Annotated in this window: 17 protein-coding genes; 8 read left to right on the top strand and 9 right to left on the bottom strand. The window is 70.7% G+C overall.

The genetic code is table 11. The features are described from left to right. Nucleotides 1–94: 94 nt before the first annotated feature. The gene (locus tag WME90_RS29050; RefSeq protein WP_437275265.1) at nucleotides 95–646 is read right to left on the bottom strand and encodes a hypothetical protein; all 552 of its coding nucleotides are present in this window, start codon (nucleotides 644–646) and stop codon (nucleotides 95–97) included. Between the two features lie 679 nt (nucleotides 647–1,325). Between WME90_RS29050 and WME90_RS29045 the strand changes: the two genes are divergently transcribed. Then, nucleotides 1,326–2,882 carry a LamG-like jellyroll fold domain-containing protein gene (locus WME90_RS29045; protein ID WP_437275264.1) on the top strand — a complete coding sequence of 519 codons (1,557 nt, stop codon included), beginning with the start codon at nucleotides 1,326–1,328 and terminating at the stop codon, nucleotides 2,880–2,882. 82 nt (nucleotides 2,883–2,964) lie between these two features. Here WME90_RS29045 and WME90_RS29040 read toward each other — a convergent pair whose 3' ends face one another. Further along, nucleotides 2,965–3,450 (bottom strand): hypothetical protein, encoded by a 486-nt coding sequence (locus WME90_RS29040; protein ID WP_437275263.1) that lies wholly within the window; start codon nucleotides 3,448–3,450, stop codon nucleotides 2,965–2,967. 150 nt (nucleotides 3,451–3,600) lie between these two features. Beyond that, on the bottom strand, nucleotides 3,601–4,107 hold the full coding sequence (locus WME90_RS29035) for a hypothetical protein (RefSeq protein ID WP_437275262.1): 507 nt from the start codon (nucleotides 4,105–4,107) through the stop codon (nucleotides 3,601–3,603). Nucleotides 4,108–4,421: 314 nt separating this feature from the next. Between WME90_RS29035 and WME90_RS29030 the strand changes: the two genes are divergently transcribed. Next, entirely contained in the window at nucleotides 4,422–6,083 is a 1,662-nt protein-coding gene (locus tag WME90_RS29030; protein ID WP_437275261.1) for a hypothetical protein, read from the top strand. Nucleotides 6,084–6,435: 352 nt separating this feature from the next. Here the strand turns inward: WME90_RS29030 and WME90_RS29025 are convergent, their stop codons facing one another. Then, nucleotides 6,436–7,752 (bottom strand): MFS transporter, encoded by a 1,317-nt coding sequence (locus tag WME90_RS29025; protein WP_437275260.1) that lies wholly within the window; start codon nucleotides 7,750–7,752, stop codon nucleotides 6,436–6,438. A gap of 149 nt (nucleotides 7,753–7,901) precedes the next feature. On the opposite strand from WME90_RS29025, the gene WME90_RS29020 reads away from it, so the two are divergent. Both WME90_RS29020 and WME90_RS29015 read left to right on the top strand, forming a co-directional pair. Further along, on the top strand, nucleotides 7,902–9,023 hold the full coding sequence (locus tag WME90_RS29020; protein ID WP_437275259.1) for an AraC family transcriptional regulator: 1,122 nt from the start codon (nucleotides 7,902–7,904) through the stop codon (nucleotides 9,021–9,023). A gap of 209 nt (nucleotides 9,024–9,232) precedes the next feature. Further along, on the top strand, nucleotides 9,233–10,468 hold the full coding sequence (locus tag WME90_RS29015) for a PAS domain S-box protein (protein ID WP_437275258.1): 1,236 nt from the start codon (nucleotides 9,233–9,235) through the stop codon (nucleotides 10,466–10,468). A gap of 98 nt (nucleotides 10,469–10,566) precedes the next feature. Here WME90_RS29015 and WME90_RS29010 read toward each other — a convergent pair whose 3' ends face one another. Both WME90_RS29010 and WME90_RS29005 read right to left on the bottom strand, forming a co-directional pair. Further along, the gene (locus WME90_RS29010; protein WP_437275257.1) at nucleotides 10,567–11,112 is read right to left on the bottom strand and encodes a hypothetical protein; all 546 of its coding nucleotides are present in this window, start codon (nucleotides 11,110–11,112) and stop codon (nucleotides 10,567–10,569) included. 136 nt (nucleotides 11,113–11,248) lie between these two features. Continuing rightward, nucleotides 11,249–11,581 (bottom strand): hypothetical protein, encoded by a 333-nt coding sequence (locus WME90_RS29005; protein WP_437275256.1) that lies wholly within the window; start codon nucleotides 11,579–11,581, stop codon nucleotides 11,249–11,251. 185 nt (nucleotides 11,582–11,766) lie between these two features. On the opposite strand from WME90_RS29005, the gene WME90_RS29000 reads away from it, so the two are divergent. The 4 genes from WME90_RS29000 to WME90_RS28985 all read left to right on the top strand — a co-directional run bounded on the left by WME90_RS29000 (nucleotide 11,767) and on the right by WME90_RS28985 (nucleotide 17,648). Continuing rightward, a complete protein-coding gene (locus WME90_RS29000; RefSeq protein WP_437275255.1) occupies nucleotides 11,767–12,927 on the top strand; it encodes a Kelch repeat-containing protein in 1,161 nt (386 codons plus the stop codon). Between the two features lie 448 nt (nucleotides 12,928–13,375). Continuing rightward, complete coding sequence (locus tag WME90_RS28995) at nucleotides 13,376–14,566, top strand: DUF6544 family protein (RefSeq protein WP_437275254.1); 1,191 nt, start codon at nucleotides 13,376–13,378, stop codon at nucleotides 14,564–14,566. 161 nt (nucleotides 14,567–14,727) lie between these two features. After that, nucleotides 14,728–15,480, top strand: a complete 753-nt coding sequence (locus WME90_RS28990) for an RNA polymerase sigma factor (protein WP_437275253.1) — start codon at nucleotides 14,728–14,730, stop codon at nucleotides 15,478–15,480. Between the two features lie 50 nt (nucleotides 15,481–15,530). Further along, nucleotides 15,531–17,648 carry a serine/threonine protein kinase gene (locus tag WME90_RS28985; protein ID WP_437275252.1) on the top strand — a complete coding sequence of 706 codons (2,118 nt, stop codon included), beginning with the start codon at nucleotides 15,531–15,533 and terminating at the stop codon, nucleotides 17,646–17,648. Nucleotides 17,649–17,681: 33 nt separating this feature from the next. Here WME90_RS28985 and WME90_RS28980 read toward each other — a convergent pair whose 3' ends face one another. The 3 genes from WME90_RS28980 to WME90_RS28970 all read right to left on the bottom strand — a co-directional run bounded on the left by WME90_RS28980 (nucleotide 17,682) and on the right by WME90_RS28970 (nucleotide 23,894). Beyond that, nucleotides 17,682–18,641 (bottom strand): hypothetical protein, encoded by a 960-nt coding sequence (locus WME90_RS28980; protein WP_437275251.1) that lies wholly within the window; start codon nucleotides 18,639–18,641, stop codon nucleotides 17,682–17,684. Between the two features lie 293 nt (nucleotides 18,642–18,934). After that, the gene (locus WME90_RS28975) at nucleotides 18,935–20,896 is read right to left on the bottom strand and encodes a sugar-binding protein (protein ID WP_437275250.1); all 1,962 of its coding nucleotides are present in this window, start codon (nucleotides 20,894–20,896) and stop codon (nucleotides 18,935–18,937) included. Nucleotides 20,897–21,074: 178 nt separating this feature from the next. Next, a complete protein-coding gene (locus tag WME90_RS28970; protein WP_437275249.1) occupies nucleotides 21,075–23,894 on the bottom strand; it encodes a cation-translocating P-type ATPase in 2,820 nt (939 codons plus the stop codon). Nucleotides 23,895–23,898 lie beyond the last annotated feature (4 nt).

Genomic DNA, 23,898 nt, shown 5'->3' with positions numbered 1-23,898 from the left:
GAACCGCAGAGAACAATGTCCTGTCAAATCAAGGCAGGTTCCGCAGTGGGGGCGTGACGTCTCCGGCGGGTGTGATGTTCCTTCCCGCGTGCGATCATTGGGTGAGCACGATGCTGTCGACCAGGCCTGTGGTGTTGCTGATGGGCGTGCCGAGCAGGCATCCAACGACGCTGCCAACATAGCTGACCCCGGATGTGATCTTGGTGGCAGAGTCTCCGGCGTAGCGCCCGGCGGTGACCGTTCCGGAGAAGAGCGCGGTCTGGCCGACGACGGTCGGGGCAGACCAGGTGATGGTGCTGGCTCCGCCGGTGGCGTCGTTCCAGGTGACAGTCTCGGTCTCCGGCGGCCCCGCGGAGACGGGCACGCAGCCGAGGGACAGCGTGATGGAGGCGGCGCCGGCGGCGCTGGGGCCGATCACGCAGGTGTCGTAGTCGAAGGCTTCTGTCACCGTGACGGTCTGCGGGGTGACGGCGACGGCCGGGCTGAAGGATCGGTTGAAGGATCCCACGCATTGAACGTCGATGACCGCTGCGCGCGCGGGCGCGGGCGCGGCGAGGGTGAAGCACAACGGGGCTGCGGCGGTCATGAGGGCGGCAGCGGTGAGCTGGGCGATTCGCAGCGTGTTGATCTTCGTGTTGCGGAGCATCGTTCATTCCTCCTGTGGGAATCGGGAGAGCAGCGCGCCGGCTGGAGCAGCGCCGAGGCGCCGTCCGGAGCGGAACCGTGTTCGGTCACCCGGGTCGGTTCAGCGACGTGTTGAGTGTCATGTCGCCTATGCACGAACGTCGCCGTCTGTGCAACAGGCAAACGATGGCGCCTCTCCACCGATGTGAATCGCAAACGTGAATCACATGGGCCGGCGCATTTTTCGATTTACGTGACTCGACCGGTCCGTACTATGCGGGCGGGCACTCCGCCGTCGTTCTCGACCGAGTGTCCGCAGTCGTTCGCGGCAGTGAGGGGCGCGCTCCGCGGCTGAGGCATTCAGGCAGCAGCAGTAACAGTAGTAGTAGCAGCAGCAGCAGAGCGCGACTGGGGCGGGGGGCTGCTCGTGCCCGGTGCCATGATGTGCGTGGTACCGGGCAAACGGGCCCGATGAGGCGGTGTGTCCTGATTTTCGCGCGAGCTCAGCGCGGGAGCCGGCGGCTCGTGCGGCGGCGCGCCGAAAGACGCGCAGGGGCCTGCCTCGCCATCACCTCCGCAAAGTACGTCTTCACATTGGTATCGATCTTGAATTGGTTGAGTTGGACGACCTGACATCTCTTCAGCCAGCGCAGGCTCAACATCGCGCGGCACCCCGCTTCAACAAAAACAGAGGACACACGATGACCTATCGCAAGATCTCTCTTTTCAGCTGTCTGGCGATCCCGGCTTTCTCCACCCTGCTGCTCGTGAGCTGCACCAGCGACGGCCCCTCCGTGGCCGGCGGCGATGACGACGAGGCCGTGGTCGAAGCCCATGACGCGCTCACCCCCGAGCAGTGCAACTACTTCGACGTCAACGGTACGGTCCAGCTCTGTCACAGGACCAGCTCCACGACGAAGCCGTACACGATCATTCGCGTCAGCGAGCAGGCGTGCGTCAACGCGCACAGCGCCCACACCGGCGATTATGTCACCAGCACCGACCCGAGCTCGCCGAGCTACGACCCGACCTGCGGCGGCCAGGGCTGTCTGGCTGTGAACGCGCCGTGCGATCCCTCGGTGCCGTGCTGCGACGGCCTCACCTGCCAGAGCGGCACGTGCACCGATGTGAACGAGTGCGCCCTGGGCACCGACAACTGCGACGCGAACGCGGCGTGCACCAACACGACGGGCTCCTTCACCTGCGCTTGCAACGCGGGGTACGAGGGCGACGGCGTGACCTGCACCGACGTGAACGAGTGCGCCCTGGGCACCGACAACTGCGACGCGAACGCGGCGTGCACCAACACGACGGGCTCCTTCACCTGCGCTTGCAACGCGGGGTACGAGGGCGACGGCGTGACCTGCACCGACACCGACGAGTGCGATCCCAACCCGTGCCAGAACGGCGGGACCTGCACCGACGGCGACAACAGCTACACCTGCCAGTGTCCGGCCGGCTTCACGGGGACGAGCTGCGAGACTGACATCGACGACTGCGCCGGAAGCCCCTGCCTGAACGGCGGCACCTGCACCGACGGCGTGAACGGCTTCACCTGCTCGTGCGCCGCCGGCTACCAGGACTCCGTCTGCCAGAACCTGGTGGGCTGCGTGAGCGGGCTGCCGACGCCGACCGGCTTCTGGAAGGGCGAGAACAACGCCGCGGACAGCTCGGGCAACGGCTACAACGGGACGCTGCGCACCGGGGTCGCCTTCGCCGCCGGCCAGGTCGGGCAGGCGTTCAGCACCCAGAACGGCGACATGGCGGTCGCGACGACGGCGGCGCCGTTCGCGAGCCTCAACGACATGACGGTGGACATGTGGATCAACATCAACGACGCCACCGGCTACCAGGTCCTCTTCTCGAGGAACCGGGGCACCGGCGGCACCGGCTACGCCGTGTCCCTCAGCGGCGGACAGCTCGGCTTCGCGGTCAACGACGGCGTGAGCGTGAACACTGGCTTCTCGGCGCCGGTGTCGCTCTCGCTCCACACCTGGTACCACATCACGGTCTCGCGAAAGGCCAACGTGGTGAAGCTCTACGTCGACTGCGCGCTCGTCGGGCAGACCTCGAGCTTCTTCGCCGGCACGATCAACCTGTCCTCGACGCTTCCGGTCACCATCGGCAGCGAGGACACCGTGGCGGGCCGCCGCTTCCGCGGCCTCATCGACGAGGCGGCCTTCTACCCCGCGCAGCTCAGCGACGCGGAGGTCTCCTCGATCTGCGCCGCCGCCTCCGCCGGCGTCTGCATCCCGTGAGCTGAGCCTCGTCGACATCCTCTCGAACGGGTGGGGGAGAGAGGGAGGAGATCGCTTCCTGGACCCCCGCCGCGCGGGTGACTCAGGGGCTCGGCCTCGCGCGCCGGCCGGTGAAGGTGTCGGAGGCGATGGGATCGCCGGTGTCGCTCGAAGGATCGAGCGGATCTTCCCCGTCCTCGAAGGTGCGCACGACGAGAGAGCCGGCGATCTCGTCGCAGCCCTGACCGACCGTGTCGAGGACGATGTCGATCCGGGCCGTCGTCATCAAGGTGTTGTCCTCGTCGTAGACGAACGCGAACAGGGCTCCTCGAGCGCCGTCGTTCCCGACCTTCTCCCAGCTCCCCTGCTGGTTCGAGAAATTGTAGAGGGGCTGCGTCGACGTGGTCCCGAAGAAGGACCCGTCGGCCGCGAACGTCCAGAAATCTTTGGCGCCGCCCGCTTCCGAGATCAGGTAAGTCCCGGCGCAGCTGGAGGGGAAGCCGCCGGCCAGCGTGGGCGCCGGCCGGAGGGCGAGCCCGAGGGCCGCGGGCGGGAGCAGCGGGAGCGCGAACAGGAGCCTTTTGCGCATAGGGTGTCGATCCTTTCGACGGACCAGGGCGCGTGCTCATGGCGCGCCCTCGCGCCACGGCGCTGCGAATGGTCCGTTCAAACGAGCGTGAAGAGACTATCTCTTGTCTCACGGCGGCAGCGCCGCCGGTATCTTTTCTGGCGCGGGGAGCTACGGCGCGGACGACCGATGGTAGAGGTGCCCATCGAGGTACGCGCAATCGAACTCCGTGGCCGGCGTGGCGCCGGGATCGAGCGGGTCGACGCCCGTGGCGAAGATTTTGCCCTGGCAGCTGGCGGTGAACGTCTCCTTGTCAGGAGCGAACACCAGGACGTAGTCGACGACGGCGATCCCGGAGAACCCGGGCGCTGCGCCGGTCAGATCGAAGTTGAGGTTGAGCATGCGCACGGAGATCGTACGGTTCCCCGCGCGCCTCCAGGAGCCCAGGCTGTCGCTGAACGTGAACCCGCCGGCGCCGAACGTGACCTGATCCGAGAGGGTCATCCCGGCCGTGCCGTCCCGGTGAAGGTGCATGATCTCCGCTCGGTCCGGGAGGCTCGCCACGTAGGTCCCGGCGAAGTCCGTGCCCTCCGCGAGAGCGCCCCCGGCGCCAGCAAAGAGCCCCCCGGACGCTGCGGCGAGCGCCGTGGCTGCAAGATGAACTCGAGAGATACGCATCGCTGAAAGCTCCTTTGGTTCGAGGCCCCGCGTTGCCCTCGCGACGGGGGCGGAGGCGCGTATACCGGGGCGTGCACGGTAAGCGTCAGCGGCCCATCAGGTTGTTTTACTGTTGTCTCGCCGTGAATTCACAGTGAATTCACTGTGAATCGCATCGCCGTCCGCGCCTCACGCCGCACACCGCTCCTCACGCATTCCGCGGCGGAACGGCCGGGAGCGGGGCAAGGGGCCATGCGCTCTCCCCCGGCGTGTGGAGCCGGCAGGTTGCACGCTGTTGCGTCCGGAGGGGCCTGCAGGTGAGGATGCTGACGCAGATGAAGCGTTCTCCGCAGAGCGCCCAGCGCGCCGCCGTCGTGGCCGAGCTGGAGCGGGTGGTGACGAGTCCGGTGTTTGGTGGGTCTGCGCGGCAGATCCGGTTGCTCCGCTTCCTTGTCGGCGAGGCGCTCGCGGGGCGCGGCGCCGACCTGAGCGCGCACCTCCTCGCCACCCGCATCTTCGAGCGGCCCGAGGGCTTCGACTCCACGGAGGACTCGATCGTGCGTGTCGAGATGAGCAAGCTCCGGCGCGCCCTCGGGCGGTACTACGCCGCGAGCCCCGCCGCCGCGGTGCGCATCGAGCTGCCCCGCGGCCGCTATGCGCCCGTCTTCGCCGCGGGGCCGGCCGCGCCCGACCCCGCCCAGCCCTCCGCCTCCCCGCGCCCGCCGATGGATTCGCAGCCCGCCGATTGGTCGGGTCCACTGTCCCCCCGAGCGGGCGGTATCCCGGGCAGCGTCGACGGGCCCGTCGTCGCGATCCTCCCCTTTACCTCGATCACCCCCGTCTCCACCTCCTCGAACGGGGCCGCCCCGGACAGCGAGCCGCTGGAGCCGGGCTCTGCGGGCACGCGGCGCTGCGCCGTCGCCCGCGGCCTGACCGATCGGCTCGGCGACCTCTTCGTTCGCGCGCCGCGCGTGCGCGTGCTCTCGCGCGCCGCCACCCTGGACGAGGCCGAGGCGCGGGGCGCGCGCTACGTGGTCGAGGGGAGCGTGCGCATCGTCGGCAGCGCGCTCCGCGTGACGGTCAAGCTCCACGACACGACGCACGGTATCCAGGTGTGGGGCAAGACGTTCGACCGCTTCGACGTCGACGACCGTCTGCTCGCGGTCGAGGACGAGATCGCCTGCGAGATCACCACCCTGCTCGTCTCGCTGCCCATGGGCGCGATCCATGCCATCGAGTCCGAGGAGCGCGCTGTCCATCTTCCCCGCTCGTCGTACGAGGTGCTCCTGCGCTTTCCCCGGTGGCTCGCCACCTTCGATCGCGACCTGCAAGTCGAGCTCGCGGACCACTGCGCGCGCTTCCTCGACCTCGATCCCGAGGATGGGGTGCTGCTCGTGTATTCGTCGTTCTTTCAGGTGCTCTCGTCGTGGACGGCGGCCGGCAGGGATTACGACCTTCGCCAGGCTGAAGGCGATGCGCGCCGGGCCGTTGCGCTCGAGCCCAAGCTGGCCAATGCCCACCAGGTGCTCGCGTTCGTGCTGCTCGACGCCGGCGACGGTAGAGGGGCGCTGGCCGAGGCCGAGATCGCCCTGAGGCTCGGCGGGCCGCTCATGCTCACGGGCTTCCTCCTCGCGCTCGCCGGCGACTGGGAGCGCGGCACGGTCATCCTCCGCAAGCACCAGGGCTGGACGAAGCGCTATCCCCGCGCGATCCACCATGCCCTCGCGCTCGACGCCTGTCGCCGCGGCGACTACGCGGCTGCCCTCATCGAGGCAGAGGCCATCGCCCCCCTCCACCTGGCCTGGAGCGCGCTCGACCGCGCCGTCGCCCTGGCCCGCCTCGGCCGCCTCGCCGACGCCCGCCTCGCCGCCTGCGAGCTCGCCGCCATCCTGCCTGAGATCGCGCAGGATCCCCGGGCCGTTGTCCACCGACTGACAGCGGACCAGGCGCTTGTCGACGACCTCGTGGAAGCGCTCGCGCTCGCAGGGCTCGGTTGAAGCGGGGAGACGGTCGAGGCGGGCCGGCGGCGGCGGCTCGTCCATGCGGAGCCTGCAGTCGCATTTCACCCGTGGACCCTCCGGACGTAACCATCTGAATCGCACCGGGTCCAGGCCCGGGAGACAGCGTGCGCCGCCTCGCCCCACTCCCGGCCGTCCCGCCGCGGAATGCGCGGGGTGGGGGATAGGAACGAGGGATTCAACCTCCATCACGCCACCTCCGCGACGACCCTCCGGCTCATCGGGCGGGAGCGGTTCGACGCGTCCTTCAAGTTCGCGGTCGTGCGCAACCACGCGCTCTCCGGCGTGGATCGATCGGGCGGCGCTCTCCGGGGAATGCTCGGCTGCGAGCTCATCGCAGCACCGCCGCGCCCGCGCGGCGCCGGGCTCCAGGGTGCTGTCCGCCCAGGGCAAAGGCCAGCGCGGCCGCGAGCGCGGCCAGCGGCGCGACCTGCAGGGCGCCGAGGAGGCCGATCCGGTCGGCGAGGACGCCGGTCACGAGCGGCGCCAGGGCCAGGCCGAGCAGGTTGTTGGCCAGCGCCAGCGTCGCGAACGCGGTCGCGCGGATCGACGCCCGGATCATGCCGGCGACCATGGCGCTGGCCGGGCCGGCCGTGCCCCCGGCGAACAGCGTCCCGGCCCCGAGGAGCACCAGCTGCACGGGGCCTGCTTCGAGCCGGAAAGCCGCGCCCAGCAAGGTGCAACAGATCAGGCTGTAGGCGATCGCCATCCGCCGCGGGCGAGCCGGCTGGCCGCGACTCAGCCGATCGGTCAACACACCGCAGGCGATCATGCCGGCGCCGCCGATCAGGACGAAGACGGCCGCGGCGGCGCCCGCCCGATCGACCGTCATGCCGTAGTAACGGTTCAGGTAGCTGGGCATCCAGGTCAGCACGGCCCCCATGACGAACAGGTGCAGGCCGCTGCCCACATAGACACAGACGATCGAGAGCGTTGGAAACAGCGCCTTCAGCACGGAGCGGAGCGTCATCGGCTGGCGCGCAGGGGTCCGCGCGACAGCGGCGCGCTGGCCCTCCTCCAGCGCTGGTCGCAACCGCTGTTCGGTGATGGCAAAGCGGTAGATCACAGCGAGGACGAGGCCGAACAGGGCCATGACGCCGAACGACCAGCGCCAGCCCAGCCTCGCCGCCACGTGGCCGCCGAGCGCCATGCCCAGCACGGCGCCGAAGGCGCCGCCGGCCGCGAAGGCGCCGCTCAGGCTGGCCCACTGGTGCCGCGGGAACACCGACAGCACCACGGCGATACCGACGCTGCCATACGCGGCTTCCCCGACGCCGACGATAAAACGAGCGACGAGCATCTGGCCGAAGTCGGCCGACAGCGCGCACCCGAGCGTCGCCACGCTCCACAGCGTCGCCATGAGGGTCAGGCTCCGGACGCGGCCCAGGCGATCGGCCAGCAACGACAGCGGAATGGTGAGCAGACCGACGGTCAGCGCCACGACGCCGCTCAGGGCCCCTAGCTCGGTATCGGACAGGCCCCACTCCAGCTTCAGCGACGGGAAGACCGCGTTCAGGACCTGCCGCGACATGTAGTCGGACAGCAGCAGGCCAAAGCTCAAGGCGAAGACCAGCCAGGCGTAAGCGCGCGGCACGGCGGGCGCCTCGGGAAGATCGTCCGCCTCGGATTCGTGGGAACGCGGTGCCAAGAGGGTCTCCTTTCGTGTCCAGGCGCAGCTGTCCGCTGACGCGCGGAGCGTAGGCGAGCGAGCGACCCGGAGGGCGATGAAGTGGGCGTCGAGGCCATCGACGAGCCTGGCCGCCCGATGTTATGCCGGTGCTGACGGGGGGAGGTTCCGTGCCGGATCGTGCGCCTCGTTCCTTCGAGGCAAGCCACAGGGTCGAAGGGTCGCCGCGGGGCGAGCGCCCGGCGCAGGGCGGCTCGCCGGCGCCGGCGCCGAGGGCAGGGATCGCGCGGGACCAGCTCGTGCGCACCAGCGACGTCGGCGAGGCCCGGGAGGCCTTCAGCAGCCTGTACGGGGAGACGACCCTCGAGGCCGGCCGCGACGCGCCTTTCGGCTGTGCGCTGGAGATCGCGTCCTGCAGCGCGATCCGCGTCGTGACGGCCGGCTGGACCGGCGGAGGGCGGGCCCTTTTGCCCGCCGTCGGGGATCACTACATCTTGCTCCTGTCGGCCGGCGGGGAGTCCACCGGACATCACGCGGGCAAGCCCTTCGCCGTCGCGCCGGGCCGGCAGGGCGCGCTGCTCTCGCCGGGACAACCCTGCTCGACCGAGATCGGCGCGGTGTTCCACGGGCGGAGCCTCGTCATCGACCGCAGAGCGATCGACGCACACTTCGCCGCGCTCACGGGCACCACGCCGCGCGGCCCGATCCGGTTCGACGCGGCGCTGGACGTCGAGGACGGACCGGGCCGTACGGTGCACGAGGTCGCGCAGCTCTTCCGCCGCCAGGTCGAGCAGCCATGGGCCTCGCCGGTGCTGCTCACCGCGCTGCGGGACGCGCTCTTGACGAGCCTCCTGGCTCACACCCGGCACAGCGGCTCTCAGACCCTCGAGGCGCCGCAGCAGCGCGTGGCGCCGGCGTGCGTCCGCAAGGCGGAAGAGTACATGGCCGCGCACGCGGCGGAGCCCATCACGCTGGCGGACATCGTGGCTGCGGCGGGCGTGCCGGAGCGGTCCCTGAGGGCGGCCTTCGTGGCGAGCCGGAGAATGGCGCCGATGGATTTCCTGCGGCGGCGCCGGTTCGAGCTCGCGCGCCGTTCCCTCACCGAGCCCTCGGCCGGCACATCGGTCGCGGGCGTCGCGGCCGCGCTCGGGTTCGGCCACCCGGGCCGGTTCAGCGTCGACTACAGGCGTTGGTTCGGCGAGAGCCCCTCCGAGACGCTCGCCAGAGGGCGCGCGGCCGCGGGCGCGCCGCGCCCTGAGCAGCACGGCCGGCCGGGCGGGGATCTCCGGTGAGCCCCGCAGACTCGGCACGTCCCGGAGCGCCGCCCCCGACCTGATCCTCCCCCGCGACGTCGCCTGTCCAGAAACGGCAGCGCCTGTCCACGGACGGCAAGAATTCGCGCAGGCGCGCCTCGCGTCGTTGCGCGCTCGCCCGAGCGAGGAGTAACAGAATCCATGTCAGCGAGGCCGGCTCGACGCGCCGGCCCCAAGGGGGATTCCGAATGAAAGCTGATTCCGCACCTCCCATGCTCTCGCTCCTCCGCGAGCACCAGCGCGCCCTCGGCGATGCGCTGTGCCTCAGCCTTCGTGCGCGGCTCCCGATGTACCGCGCGGTGCCCGACGAGGAGCTGCGGCAGAGCGCCCGCAGGTTCGTGGAGCTCTTCATCGACGCCCTTCACTCGCACAGCTACGAGCAGATCCTGGCCGTCGCGCGGGCGACCCTCGAGCGGCGCGTCCAGCGCGAGGTCAACTTCGATGATGCGGTGCAGCTCACTGCCGCACTCCGGGGCGTGTTCCTGGCGTTCATGCGGCCAGCCCTGGAGAAGGGCCTCGAGGACGCGGTGGAGGTGCTGTTCCTCGCCGAGGCCATCTACGCGGAGCTCGATCGGGTCACGATGCGCTTTTACGTAGAGAAGCTCGAGGCCACCCATGCTGCGCTTGTCGAGAGCGAGGAGCGGCATCGCAGCCTTGTGGAGCTCTCCCTGGACGGGGTGGCCGTGCTCCGGAAGGGCCGGATCCTCTACGTGAACCCGACCGGCGCGAGGATGCTGGGCGCGCAGCCGGACGATCTCGCGGGCGCCTCGCTCATCGACCGCCTCGATCCGGCCGAGCGCGAGGGCGCCGGAGCGCGCCTCTTCGCGGCGGAGAAGTGCAGGACGCCGGTCGAGCGGTTCGAGGCCGCGCTCGTGCGACCGGACGGCGAGCGCATCCCCGTGGAGATCCTCGGGACGCCGGTCCCCTTCGAGGGCGGGCACGCCGTGCAGATCGTGTTCCGGGACATCGCCGATCGGAACCAGGCCGAGAAGATCCGCGAGCTCACCTTGCTCCAGCAGCAGACCATCTGGGCGCAGGAGCAGGCCCTGCGCAAGCTGTCCACGCCGCTCATTCCGCTCGGCGACGGCGTTGTCGTCGTGCCGCTCATCGGTGCGATCGACGAGGTCCGCGCCGAGCAGCTGCGCTTGGTGCTGCTCGACGGCATCATCGCCCACGACGCGCGGGTGGCCATCCTCGACGTGACCGGGGTCCCGAGCGTCGACAACTGGGTCGCCGAGGCGCTGCTCGGCGCCGCGAAGGCGGCGAGGCTGCTCGGGGTCGACGTGATCTTCTCCGGGATCAAGCCGAGAGCGGCGCAGGCCTTCGTCGAGAGCGGCGCCCGCTTCCACGGCGTAGTGATGAAAGCGACGCTGAAGGACGGGCTCGCCTGCGCGCTGAAGGGGGCACGGGAGCTCCAGAGCTAGCGCGCTCGCGGGCCGACGCGCACGCGACGAAACTCTGCGGCGGAGCGCCCGCTCTGCGCTTCGCGCGCGGCAGGCAACGTGTAGGCGTGCGGCTTCTTTCAACTACGCGCTACCCTCGACGAGCGCTTCGCCGAGCAGGATCCGCCGCGGCGCCGCTCGACGCGCGAGGCGCGCTGCTGCCGCTCGACGATCCCGAGCTTCTCGTGCACCTCCCCGAGCTCGGCCAGCCACGCCTCCGCGCCGCGGACCTTCTCGCGCTGCCGCTCGAGCTCGTCGGCGATGTGCCCGACCGCGGCGGTGAGCTTCGTGAGCCGCCGGCGCGCGAGCACGCTCGGCATCTCGCCGCGGAAGAACATCTTGGGATCGACCGGCCTCCCTTTCAGCGAGTCGAGGTACGAGCCGAATCGCACGATCACGTCGCGTGCCTCGTCGAGCACCTCGGCGCTGTCGAGCTCCGGCGCCGGCTTGGGCTGGCGATCGAGGATGTCGGACATCGCCTGATCGGCGGCGAGCTGCTTGCCGATCGCGAACTCGACCATGCCGTCGAGGGCAGGGAGCTTGCCCATCAGGACCGCGGCCATCTGCTCGCGCGCGAACTTTCCGTAGATCTTGGTCTCGAAAGGATCGATATAGGGGTCTGCCATAGGCGCCTCCTTGGGTTGAGCAAAACGCGCTGATGTTGGCAGAGCTCCTCGGGGGATGGCAATGGCTCACGACGTCATCAGCAAGGAATGGCACGAATCGGACGCGCTGCTGGGCTGACCGGGCCGCGGCCTCGTGTCAGTCGCGGCGCGCGTCTGCCAGCAGCCGTCGCAGGAGCTCCTCGCGATCTCTGGCGTAGGAGCCCCGCGGGAAGTCGCGCCGGTGTCGCTCGAGCAGGAGCCGCACAGCACCGTTTTCACCGGAGGTGAGCGCCGCGAAGACTTGCCGCATCAGGCGGTGTTCGGGCATCGACACGGCGGCGTCGCGTCCAGGAGGGCTGTGCGGAGCGCGCGGGGGTGGGGCGTGGCGCGGGGCCTCGGGGGCGCCGCGCACGGCGCTGGCGGGCGGCTCGTGCGGGTGGCAGACTCCGGCGGGCGTGGCCGTGCAGAAGTCAGAGACGCTGGTGGACATGTGGCATCTCCTTTTCTGTACAGGAGACCTGTTCCTCCCGCGCCGGCTGGAGCACTGGGCAGAACACGAGTCGACGGCCCCGACGGGGTGGTCACGATGGCGTTGGTCGGACGAATACTTCTCCTGTACGCTCGCGATGCGCCGGGCGCGAGCCCGCCGTTTCCTTGAACAAGGAGGTCGCTCGGATGACACGCAGGGTTCAGCTTCGGATCGTTCTCATCATTGCTTTTTCGCTCTTGCTTTCGTTCGTCGGTATCCGCCCGAGCGCCGCTCGGTCGAACTTGCCCTACTGGACCGAAATTCCGCAGGGCGGCGCCGTCCCCGACGCCATCTGGGACGGCGCGAGCGCCTATCACGAGGGCATCTTCTACATCTTCGGTGGGTTGAACGGGACCTACCCGGATGACGAGCCCGTGGCGGATTTCAGCGCCTTCGACGTCGACACGCTGACCTGGTACGACCTCGGCCAGTACCCAGGCGGGCCGTCCGCCAGGGCCGAGTCGATGATGTGGTGCGTCGCCGAGGAGGACGCGCTGATCGTCTCCGGCGGGAGAGGTCCTTTCCGGCGCGGGCTCGACCTCACGCACCAGGACACGTTCCGGTTTGATCCGGTGCACGGGTGGACGCAGATCGCGCAGAGCGCGGCCGAGATCGGGCGCGCCAACCGCTCCACGGAGGCGGTCGCCGTGCGAAAGAAGGGGAAGCACAAGACGGTCGCCTACGCTTTCTCGGGCTCGTCGTCGACGCTGCCGGCCTTCATCAACCGTCCTGACGGGCTCCAGCACAACCTGGTCCGCTACAAGAACGGTTGGAAGCAGGTCGCGACCGGCTCGCCCGCCCCGCGCGCTCGAGCCCACCATCCGCTCGTCTACTCCGAGGGCTGGAACGCCCTGCTCGTCTATGGGGGATACACGAACGACGCCGTGAACGGGACCGGCGTGTTCACGCCGGAGAACTACCTCGGCGACCTCTGGTGGTTCGACGTCGGAACGGAGACCTGGGATCAGCTCGTCTTCGACGAGGCCGCCGGACCGGGCCACCGCGACAACGCGAAGCTGATCGCCGATGAGCACAACGACCGCATCTGGCTGTTCGGGGGCAGCCAGTTCGACGGTACCACCCTGTCCGATCTCTGGTACTTCGATCTCCACACCGGGACCTGGACCCGCGTGGACACCGCGATGACGGGGCCGGCGCCGGCGCCGAGGTTCGGCCAGTTCTATTTCACTCGCAAGACCGCCACGGCCTACGAGCTGTACATCTTCGGGGGAGCGACCGCGGAGTTCGCGCCGGTGCTGCTCAACGACATGTGGAGATTGACGATCCCCCTCGCCTGCGGCGGCTGATCGCGAGCGTCGTCACCGGCCCCGCGCGAACCGCTCGTCCTCCCGCCCGCTGGAAGCGCGCCGAGTCACCGGGAGCTGCGCGAGCGGGGTTTGCAACGCCAACACGAGCACCGCGGGGCGCCGGCCGAGCGCTGGCCCCCTGGCAGCAACGCCTCGATCGGCAGCTTCGCCAGCAGCGTCGGCAGCACCTCGTCAAAGTTCAGCCCAACAGGAGCTGCCGCGATGGCGAACGGTGCGCGCAAGATCTGCGTGGATGACGGCCGGGCTGCGCGTTTCGGTGCTCGATTCCGCGTGAATGGACTGCGTCCGTGGTGTCGCTCCTGGTTTGGCACGTGGGCTGCAATGCAAAAGCTGTGAAGGCAAAAAAGGGCGAGTGAAAGGCGGAGTCGGCAGCAGACCTGCAAGCGCCGGCTGGGCGCAGCAGGCGATTCCGAGAAAGAGACACGTCATGAGGCTCGGATTGGCCCTCCTGATCGCGCTCCACGGCGCGATTCACCTCATCGGATACCGCGAGTGGTCAAAGCTCGCGGCCGCCGGTCTGCCGAGCGATCGCACGCTCGTGCCCCTCTCTCCCACGGGCAGCCGGGTCTTCGCCCTGCTCTGGCTCGCGGCGTTGCTCGTGCTGCTCGGGGCGGCAGCGCTCCAGGTCCTGCGACGCGACGCGTGGTGGGCGCTGGCGCTCCTCGGCGTGCTCCTCTCCCAGGGCCTCATCGTGCTCGCGTGGCCTCAGGCGAAGTTCGGGACCCTCGTCAACGTGCTCCTCCTCTTGCCGATCGTGTCCGCGGCCGCACACGCACGCTTTCGCCATGAGGTCGATTCGGAGGTCCGAGCGCTGCTCGCGCGCCCCTCCGAGCCGCACGCCTCCAGCGTCGAGCCCTCCGAGCTCGAGCGCCTTCCAGCGCCGGTGCGCACCTGGCTCGAGGCCTCGGGCGTCGTCGGCCGGGAGAGGGCTCGGACGGTCCGGCTGAAACAGCGCGGCGAGCTCCGGACGAGCCCCGACGCCGCCTGGATGCCCGCGGAGGCCGAACAGCACTTCTCCGTCGACGAGCCAGCGTTCGTCTGGGAAGTCACGACGACGATGATGGGTATCCTGCCGATCGAGGGCCGCGACAAGTACGCCGCAGGCAAGGGCCAGATGCTCATCAAGGCGGCGTCGCTCGTCAACATCGTCGACGCGGCCGACGAGAAGATCGACAAAGGGGCCATGTTGCGCTTCCTGGGCGAGATCGTCTGGTTCCCGTCGGCGGCGCTCCGCCCCTACGTCACGTGGGAATCGATCGACGCGACGAGCGCGAAGGCGACGATGCGCCACGCAGGGAAGGTCGCGTCGGCGGTGTTCACGTTCGATGCCGAGGGGCGCGTGGTCGGGCTCCAGGCCGAGCGCTACCTCGGCGGCGGCGCGGACGCCAAGCTCACGCCCTGGTCCGTGTCGTGCTCGGACTGGCGCACGTTCCGGGGTATCGGGGTTCCGAGCCGAGGGGAGGTCCTGTGGAAGCTCGAGAGCGGGGACTTCAGCTACTACCGCTGGGAGATCGTCGACCTGGAGCACAACCCCGCCGGGCCGTACCGCCGGGAGAGCGGCGCTCGCTCATCCGATGAGCCTGCGGCCTCCGAGTCAGCGCTGAAGAGAGCCCAATGACCCGGACGGTGCCGTGAGCGGTCTGCCCGAGCTCGCCGGATGGACACTGCGTAATGCGGCAATGCGATCATGCGGTAAAACAACAGCGCCTGTGTAGGCGTGATCCTCTCGGAAAAGGACCTTCCCATGCTCAGCTAACTCGCGTTATCATGGTCATGCCGATGTTTGCGTCTAAGCTGCCGTCGCTCGGAGCACCCTCGTCCGAGCCGCCGCACCGCTTCCCCCCGACCTCCTGGGGCCTGGTCGGGAAGGCCGGCCAGCCGTTCACCCCGGAGGGGAAACAGGCGCTGGCCACGCTCTGCGAGCTGTACTGGTATCCTATCTACGCCTTCGTGCGCCGCTGCGGCGCTCCGGCCGACGAGGCGCAGGACCTGACTCAGGGCTTCTTCGCGCGCTTGCTCGAGAAGAACAACATCGCCACGGCCGACCAGGAGCTCGGCCGCTTCCGCTCGTGGCTCATCGCGTGCGTCAAGCACTATGTCGGGAACGAGCGCGAGCGCGCCTGCGCCAAGAAGCGCGGCGGCGGCGGCCTCCGAGGCTTCGACGCGGAGCGTGCGGAGCGGTGCTATCAGGCAGAGCCGACGCACTGGCTCACGCCGGAGAGGCTCTACGAGCGACGGTTCGCCCTGGAGCTGCTCGAGCGCACGCTGGCCTCGCTGAAAGCCCACTATGAGGAGACCGGACAGGGGCAGCTCTTCGAGGCGCTGAAGGGGCGCCTGTCCGGGGAAGGGGACGAGCGGCGGCACAAGGAGGTCGCAGCAGCGCTCGGAATGAGCGTGGGGGCGGTGAAGACCGCGACTTCTCGCATGTACGACCGCTACGAGCAGATTCTTCGCGAGGAGGTGACACACACGGTCGCTCGGGTGGAGGACGTGGACGACGAGCTGCGTTCGCTGCAGCTCTCGTTGGCGTAAGATCCATCGGACGCCGGTAACCTTCATGGCCCGATCCGGAATGATGGGCAATGGCTGGTGAAGTCCACACCGATTCTGCCGCGCCCATGACGCTCCGTGTCTGTCCGAGGTGCGGGGCGACGATCTGGCGCGATGCGCCGCTCGGCCTCTGCCCGGCCTGCCTCATCGGGCGCGTGGTCGACCGCGCCTCGCCGCCGGCCGAGCCCGACCCGCTCGGCCAGCAAAGCAGCCCCTTTCCATCGTTGCGTCTCGGCGCCTACGAGATCCTCGATCAGCTCGGCGCAGGCGGCATGGGGGTGGTCTACCGGGCCCGGCAGGTCCGCGCCGGCCGGATCGTCGCGCTCAAGATGCTCGCGGGCGGCCCGTTCGCGAGCGACACCGCGGCGCGGCTGTTCCAGCGCGAGATCGAGGTGGTCGCCCGCCTGGATCACCCGAACATCGTGCCGATCTACGACGTCGGCGAGCACGAGGAGCGCGCATATTTCACGATGAAGCTGATGGCCGGCGGCACGCTCACCGCCCGCCTCGATCGCTACCGCGATCCGCGCCGCGCCGCCGAGCTCGTCGCGAAGCTCGCCCGCGCCGTCGACGCGGGCCACCGCCGGCAGATCCTCCACCGCGACCTGAAGCCGGCGAACATCCTGTTCGACGAGGCCGGCGAGCCCTACGTGGCGGACTTCGGGGTCGCCATGCAGCTGGGGGATGAGTGCGGAACCATGACGGGCGCCCGCGTGGGAACGGCCGGGTACATGGCGCCGGAGCAGGCGCTGGGCCACGCGAGGCGGCTCACGCCGGCGGCCGATGTCTTCAGCCTCGGCGTGATCCTCTACGAGCTGGTCACCGGCCGCCGTCCCTTCGATGGGCCGACGCCGCAGGAGACGTTGCGGCGCACGGCCCAGGAGGAGCCGACCTCGCCGCGCTCGGTCCGCCGCGACCTGCCGCGCGATCTCGAGACCATCTGCCTGACGTGCCTCCGCAAGGAGCCCGAGCGCCGCTATGGCTCGGCCGAGGCGCTCGCCGGAGATCTGGAGCGCTGGCTGCTCGGCGAGCCCATCGCGGCCCGCGCCCCGGGCCGGGTCGAGCGCGCGCTCCGCTGGTGCGCGCGGCACCCGGTCGCGGCGGCGCTGATGCTCGTGGCGACGCTGGCGCTCGCGGGGGCCGTGGCCACGGCGCGCGCCCAGACGGAGGCGCGGCGGCAGGAGGTGCTCGATGGCAACGTGTACGCTGCGCGGGCGCTCGCCGGCGCGGTGCTCGCGCAGCTCTGGCACTACGGCGTGCTCGTGTCCCGCGCCGCCGCCGATCCGCGGGCGGCGGCGCTCATCGAGCATCCGCACCTCCCGGTGCTCGAGGAGCTCCGCGAGGCGTACGTGGGCCAGGACGGAGGCCCCTCGCTGGTCACCTGGTTCGTGGTCGACCGGGATGGGGGGCTGCTCCTGCACTGGCCGGAGGCGGCGCCGCCTCGGGGGCCGTACTCGTTCCGCAACTACTTCCGCGGTGCCCGGCGCCTCGCCGAGGGGCCGGATCCCGGCGTGGCGTACGTCTCCCGCGCCTTCCAGTCGGAGACCGACTACAACCACAAGTTCGCCCTCGCAGCCCCGATTCGCGGCGCTTCCGGCGAGTTCGCCGGGGTGCTCGTCGCGACCATCGCGACGGACTCCCGGCTCGGCGCGCTCCGGCTAAGCGACGGCCGCCGCTTCGCCGCGCTGGCCGCGCGCCGCGATCTCGAGCGCGGCGGGCCAGCCCCGGGGAGCGATGAGTTCACGGTGCTGGTCCACGACGGCCTCAGCTATGGCGAGGGCGCCGCGCTCCGCAGCGCGACGCTGAGCGGGCTCCTCCCAGGGGCGCGGGCCTCCGACGCGGCAGGGCTGGAGCAGCTCCGGCTCCCGCCGCCCGAGCGGGTGGCCTCGGTGGACGATTGGCGCGATCCGCTCGCCGAGCGCGATCCTGCGAAGTACGGCGGCGACTTTCTCGCCGGGATCGCGCCGGTCGGCCACACCGATCTCGTGGTCATCGTCCAGAGCCGCGCAGACGAGGCCACCGAGCTCGACGCCGACCCGCGCCTGCGGCTCGTCTCCTGGAGCGGCGTCGTCATGGCCCTGCTCGGCCTCGCCTTCGCGGCCGCGTCGGCGGCCCGGCGCCGTCGACGGCGCATGGCGGACGAGCGGTAGGAGAGGGCCGCATGCGCGTGGTGTCGCGCTTGTCTAGAGCGGGCGGCCGATCCGGGCGCGGACCTGCGCCCGGATATCCTCTGGGAGCGAGCGCAGGTAGTCGTCGGGCAGCAGCCGCAACGTCTCGTCAGGCGCGAGGAGGAGCCGCTGCTCGGGCGTGAGCCCCGCGGCCCGCTGCTCTGGCGGCAGCCCGGCGAGCCGCTGCTCTGGCGGCAGCCCGGCGAGCCGCTGCTCGGGCGTGAGCCCCGCGGCCCGCTGCTCTGGCGGCAGCCCGGCGAGCCGCTGCTCGGGCGGCAGCGCCGCCAGCAGCTCGTCGACCGGCAGCGCCGGCAGCAACGCCTCGATCGGCAGCTTCGTCAGCAGCGTCCGCAACACCTCGTCGAAGCCTTCCAGCTCGCGCATCGCCATCGCGCTCTCCTCTGCACCGACCTGCTCGGCCAGCCACCTGCGAGCCTCGACCGTTCGCGCCTCGCCGTGACCGAGCAAGTGTAGCAGATCGTCGCCCTCGTCCTTGGCCACCGTGGCGAGCTCGACCACGTACAGCGCGAACGCTCCGCTCTGGAGCTGCCAGTACCCGCCGGCGAGGTCGAGCCATTCCAGCCCGAGCGCCGCGGCATCGGCGTCGAGCGAGCGCGTGCGCGACGGCAGCAGCACCACGCCGGCCAGGTCGGCGCGCGCTCGGAGCCGCTTTCCAGCGCTCGCGTAGTGCAGCGACAGGTAGCCCCAGAGCCGGTCGAGATCGCGGCCGCGGTAGGTGCGCCGGACGCTCTTGAACTCGACGATCGTCTCCCTGGGCAAGAGCGACCAGAGCCTTCGCAACGTGCCGGCCGGCTCGCGGACCTCACCCGGCGCGTCGTTGCGCAGCAGGAGGTAATCGGCGCGGGGCGGCTCGGCCGATAACGGCACCTCGCTCTGGACGTGGAAGTGGCGCGGGCGGCGCTGACGCAGCAGCACGGCGAGCAGCACCTGCCAGGCGGTCCGGGTCGAGCCCATGTCGCCCTGTACTCGATAGCTCCGGTGCAGGACAAGGAAACACGAGCACGCGAGAGCCCGTTCAAAGCCCTCGTGTCATCGCATTACGAGGATGGGTAATCTTTCGTCACGCTTTCTTCAGGAGGAGGGGAGTCATGTCGACTCCCGCGCTCCGCGCTGACGCGCGGCGCCACCGCCGGCTGGCCTCCACCTTCACGAGCGCGCAGCCCTCTCGGCCCTCGACAATACGGCGTCCCGGATGCTGCGCGAGGCGCGCCGCCGGCGGGTGAAGACGGACGCCGCCCTGTCACTGCCTACTTGGCGAAGGTCGACCCGTTCCAGACGTACCGCGCCGGCTGCGCTCCTCCCCACGGCAGCAGCAGCGGCTCGAAGCCGCCGACGGGCCCCTTGTCCTGGTTGAAGGGGTACGTCTGCTCCGTCCACTCGACGGCCTTCCCCGGAGCGAGCTCGATACCCATCTTGTCGCCCACGCGCACGAACTTGAGCTCGCCGGCGATCTTCTTCTCGCCGATGCTGCGCGCGACCTCGGCCGCGAAGATCCGCTGGATGCTCTCGCCCTCGACCCGGAAGATCTGCACGACGTCGCGGTCCACGGTCCCGCCGCCCGCCTCCTTCGGCGCGGCCGCGCGGACGGTGCCGTGGACGATGATCTCCGCCTTGCCGTCGCCGGTGAGATCGAGCGCGCGCACCGAGCGGATGTCGGCCGGAGAGCCGAACTGCGCGAGCGTCATGAACGCGTACCCCGCGCCGCCCCGGAACCCCTTGCCGAACACCACGATGTCGCGGTCGTGCAGGAGCACCCGCTCGGGCTCCTTGCCGCCGGCCACGTCGGCGCCGAGGTCGAACCGCGGCTTGCTCGACGAGGCGCTGCGGTCGCGCCGGTAGAGCGCGTACACCTTGTCGAGCATCTCGGCCGGCGAGAGGCCGGCCGGCTTCGGCGCGGCCCGCGTCTCCTCGGCCCTCGCCGGCGACGGGCGCGGCGCCGCGGCGCCCGCCTGCCGCTGCTCGCTCGCCTTTGTGAACACCCCGTCGGTCAGCTTGTAGAGCTGCGACTTGATCGACCCCCAGGGCAAGAGCAGCGGGTCGTACGTCGTCTCGACCCCCTCCGCGTAGTTGCTCGCGTCGTACCGGGTCGCCTTGCCCGGCTCCACGCGGATCGCCATCTTCTCGCCGTCGGGCACGAAGCCGACCTCGTTGACGACCGATCCCTTGTCGGTCGCGATCGCGATCTCGTGCTGGAAGATCGGCTTCGGCGTGTCGCCGGCGCCGAACTGCAGCACGTGCATGACCTCTCGGTACTTGGTGCTGCTGCCGGAGCGCTTCCGCAGGATGAGCTCGGCCTGGCCGTCGCCCGTCAGGTCGCGCGCCGTGAGCGACGGCAGCATGCCCTCCTTGGCGTCGACCCCGAGGTCCTCGAAGTAGTACTGCGCGCCCTTCCGGAACCCAGGGCCGAGGACGATCAGGTACCGCTCGTAGACGAGCACCCGCTCCCGCATCGCGTCGCCGGCCACGTCCGCGACGAGGTCGTAGCGCGCGCGGCCCTGGATGCCCTTGCTCCGGAGGAGGCCGTCGGCGAGCGCGAGCTCGGGCTCGGTCGCGAGCGGCGACAGCGATCCGTACTCCTCCGACGCGGCGCTGCCGACGACCGCGTCGACCCCGGCGCCGTCGTCGTCATGGACGAAGAGCCCTGCCCGCAGCCCGACCCGGGTCGTCGCCGCCTCGGGGAACGCGGCCCAGGGGACGCTCGCCTCCAGGGTGTACCCGCCGCTCCGGGGGGCCTCGATGACCTTCGCCCCGGGCACCACCTTGCCGCCCGGGACCTTGACGCTCCCCGCGGTCTTGCCCGGCTGCCCCGGGTAAAGCGCGATCTCCTGGATCTTTCCGCCCGGGAACCCGATCACGACCTTCACGTGATCGGCGCCGCCTCGCAGCGTGTCGTCGGTCACGTCGGCGGCCACGTAGATCCGCGCGTCGTCGTAGGCGATGGCCACCTGCGCGGCCAGGTCGGTTTTGCCGGGCTTGCCCTTGAGCTTGAGGCCGAGGGAGGTGAACGCGACCGGCCACTCCTTCACGACCCCGTCGAGCTTGAGCCATTTCGACTCGACGAGCGGCACGGCGATCGGCTCGCCGGCGGCGAGGGCGGGGGAGGGGGCGGCGGCGGTCAGCGCCGCCAGCGCGACCGGCGCGAGCGCGGCGAGGTGGGGGCCGAAGGCACGAGCCCCCGGTGCACGGAGGTGGTGTGGTTGACGTCTCATAAGCTCGGGTTTGGACGCCTCTCCGCGCCCGCTTGTTCTTACCACGAGCGCTTTCTTTCCGGATCGCTCCGCGTGGCCAGCCACCCGAGGCGGCTCCCCCGACGCCGCGAGGGGACGGCCTCGACCGGGCGGGCGACCGGAACGACGGAAGCCGGCGACGCCGGCGCTCAGCGGCTTGTCAGCGGGGCCTGTCGGACGGCGTAGGGCGGGCGAGGCCGGCGCCTTCGGGGCGGATCTGGCGGTACACGAGCTTTGCGATCTCGACGGCCGGAACGATGAGCGCCGAGAGGACGAGCAGGAGCATCCACTCGTTCGACGACATCGCGTACGTGCGGAAGACCGGGCGCAGCGCGGGCACGAGCAGCGCGATGAGGTGGATCGCCGCGCTCGCCGCGACCGCCACGAGGAGCGGGAGGCTGATGAGCGGCTTCGACGCGAAGAGCGAGATCACCGGGCTCCGGCAGCTCCAGGCGTGGAAGAGCGGCGACAGCGCCAGCAGCGAGAAGGCGACGGCGCGCGTGCGGAGCAGCGCCTCCTCGGTCTGCTCCGACGTCGCGTAGAGCGCGACGGCGGCGAGCCCCATGATCGCGCCGACGTACAGGATCCCGAGGTAGTCGCGCTTGACGAGCAGGCCCTCGTCGCGCGGCCGCGGCGCCTCGGACATGAGCTGCGGATCCGGCGGATCGATGCCGAGCGCGAGCGCCGGCAGGCCGTTCGTCACGAGGTTGATCCAGAGGATCATGAGCGGCGTCAGCGGCGGCCACTTGCCGAAGAACGAGACGACGAACACGGCCACGAGCAGGCCCATGTTCGACGAGAGGAGGAAGAAGATGAACTTCTGGATGTTGCGGTAGATGGCGCGCCCCTCGCGCACCGCCTCGACGATGGTCGCGAAGTTGTCGTCCGCCAGCACGAGGTCCGCCGCCTGCCGCGCCACGTCGGTGCCGCCGCGGCCCATCGCCACGCCGATGTGCGCCTCCCGGAGCGCGGGCGCGTCGTTCACGCCGTCGCCCGTCATCGCCACGATGTGGCCGTGCGCCTTGAACGCCCGCACGAGCCGGAGCTTCTGCTCCGCCGTCGTCCGGGCGAAGACGCGCAGGTGCATGATGCGCCGCGAGAGCTCCTCGTCGCTCATCGCCGCGAGCTCCGCGCCGCTGAGCGCCTCGTCTCCCTCGTCCCAGAGCCCGATCTCCTGGGCGATCGCCGTCGCGGTGAGCCGGTGGTCTCCGGTGATCATCACGGCGCGGATGCCGGCGCGGCGGCACTCGGCCACCGCCTCCTTCACCCCCTGCCGCGGCGGGTCCATCATCCCGACAAGGCCGAGGAACGTGAGCTCGCGCTCGACGTCGGCCTCGTCGCGGCTGATCCGCACCCGGCGGCAGATCGCGAGCACGCGCAGCGCGGCCGCGCTCATGCGATCGGCCTCGGCGACGATCGCGGCCCGGTCGTCCTCGGTCAGGGCGCGCACGCCCTTGTCGTCGGCGAACTTCACGCAGAGCGGCAGGAGCACGTCGACGCTCCCCTTCACGTGCGCGATCTCGCGGCCGCGCTCGTCGCGCGTGATCACCGTCATCCGCTTGCGGTCGCTGTCGAACGGCAGCTCGTGCACGAACGCGTGCGACGGCGCCACCGACTCGCGCGAGTAGCTGCCCTTCGCGGCCAGCGTCAGCAGCGCCCCCTCGGTCGGATCGCCGACGATGTTCCAGCGGCCCGTCGCCCGGTCCTCGTCGAGCGACGCGTTGTTGCAGAGCGCGACCGTCGCGAACAGGTACGTGAGGGGCGCCGAGTGCTCCACGACCTCCACGCCCCGCTCGTCCCGCAGCGCGCCCGTCGGGTTGTACCCCTCGCCGGTCACCGTGTAGCGGTGGCCGCCCGCGTACACGTTGCGCACGGTCATCTCGTTCTGGGTGAGCGTGCCCGTCTTGTCCGACGCGATGATCGTGGCGGCGCCGAGCGTCTCGACCGCGGGCAGCTTGCGCACGATCGCCCCGCGCCGCGCCATGCGCTGCATCCCCAGCGCGAGCGTGATCGTCGTGATCGCGGGCAGCCCCTCGGGGATGGCGGCCACGGCGAGGCTCACGCCCTCGAGCAGGAGCTCGTGCCACGGCCGGCCGCCCCGGATGAACCCCCAGCCGAGCAGCACCGCGGAGAGCGCCAGGCACACCCGCAGGATCACCGAGCCGAAGCGGTCGAGGCGCTCCTCGAGGGGCGTCTTCTGCTCGCCGACCGAGCGGATCATCTCGCCGATGCGGCCGAGCTCGGTGCCCACGCCGGTCGCGGTCACCACCGCGCGCCCCTTGCCGCGCACGACGCTCGTGCCCGTGAAGACCATCGTGACCCGGTCCCCGAGCGGCGCGTCGCGCGCGACCGGGGCGAGGGCGTCCTTGACCGCGGCCGCGCTCTCGCCCGTCAGCGCCGCCTCCTCGGTGGCGAAGCTGATCGTCTGCACGAGCCGCGCGTCGGCCGGGACCGAGTCGCCCGCCTCGAGCTCGAGGATGTCGCCGGGCGCGACGTCCTCGGCCGCGATGACCACGGTCTTGCCGCCGCGGCGCACGCGCGCGTTCGGCGCGCTGAGCTTCTGGAGCGCCTCCAGGGCCGCCTCCGCGCGCCGCTCCTGGTAGTAGCCGAGGAAGGCGTTCAGGATCACGATCAGCAGGATCGCGATCGCGTCGCCGAAGCGGTGGAGGATGCTCTCGTGCTGGTCGGCCGTGAAGCCGACGACCACCGCGATCGCCGCCGCGGCGAGGAGCGTGAGCACGAGCGGGTTCGCGAACTGCTCGAGGATGCGGACGAGCGCGCTCTTCTTCTTCGTCTCGGGCAGGCGGTTCTTGCCGTGCTCCGCGAGGCGCTTCTGCGCTTCGGCCTCGGTGAGCCCGCCGGACGAGCTCACCCCGACGCGCTCGAGGAAGGCGCCGACCTCTTCGGCGTGGACGGGGATGGAGACGGCAGGCGTGGCGTTCGGTCCGGCCGGGCGGAGCGCCGTGGCGGCTTGGCTCATGGGC

The sequence above is a fragment of the Sorangium sp. So ce375 genome, assembly GCF_051473855.1.
In the GTDB taxonomy this organism is placed as follows: Bacteria; Myxococcota_A; Polyangia; order Polyangiales; family Polyangiaceae; genus Sorangium.
The sequence above is the reverse complement of the archived record's forward strand: the minus strand, read 5'-3'. Positions and strand labels throughout refer to the sequence as shown.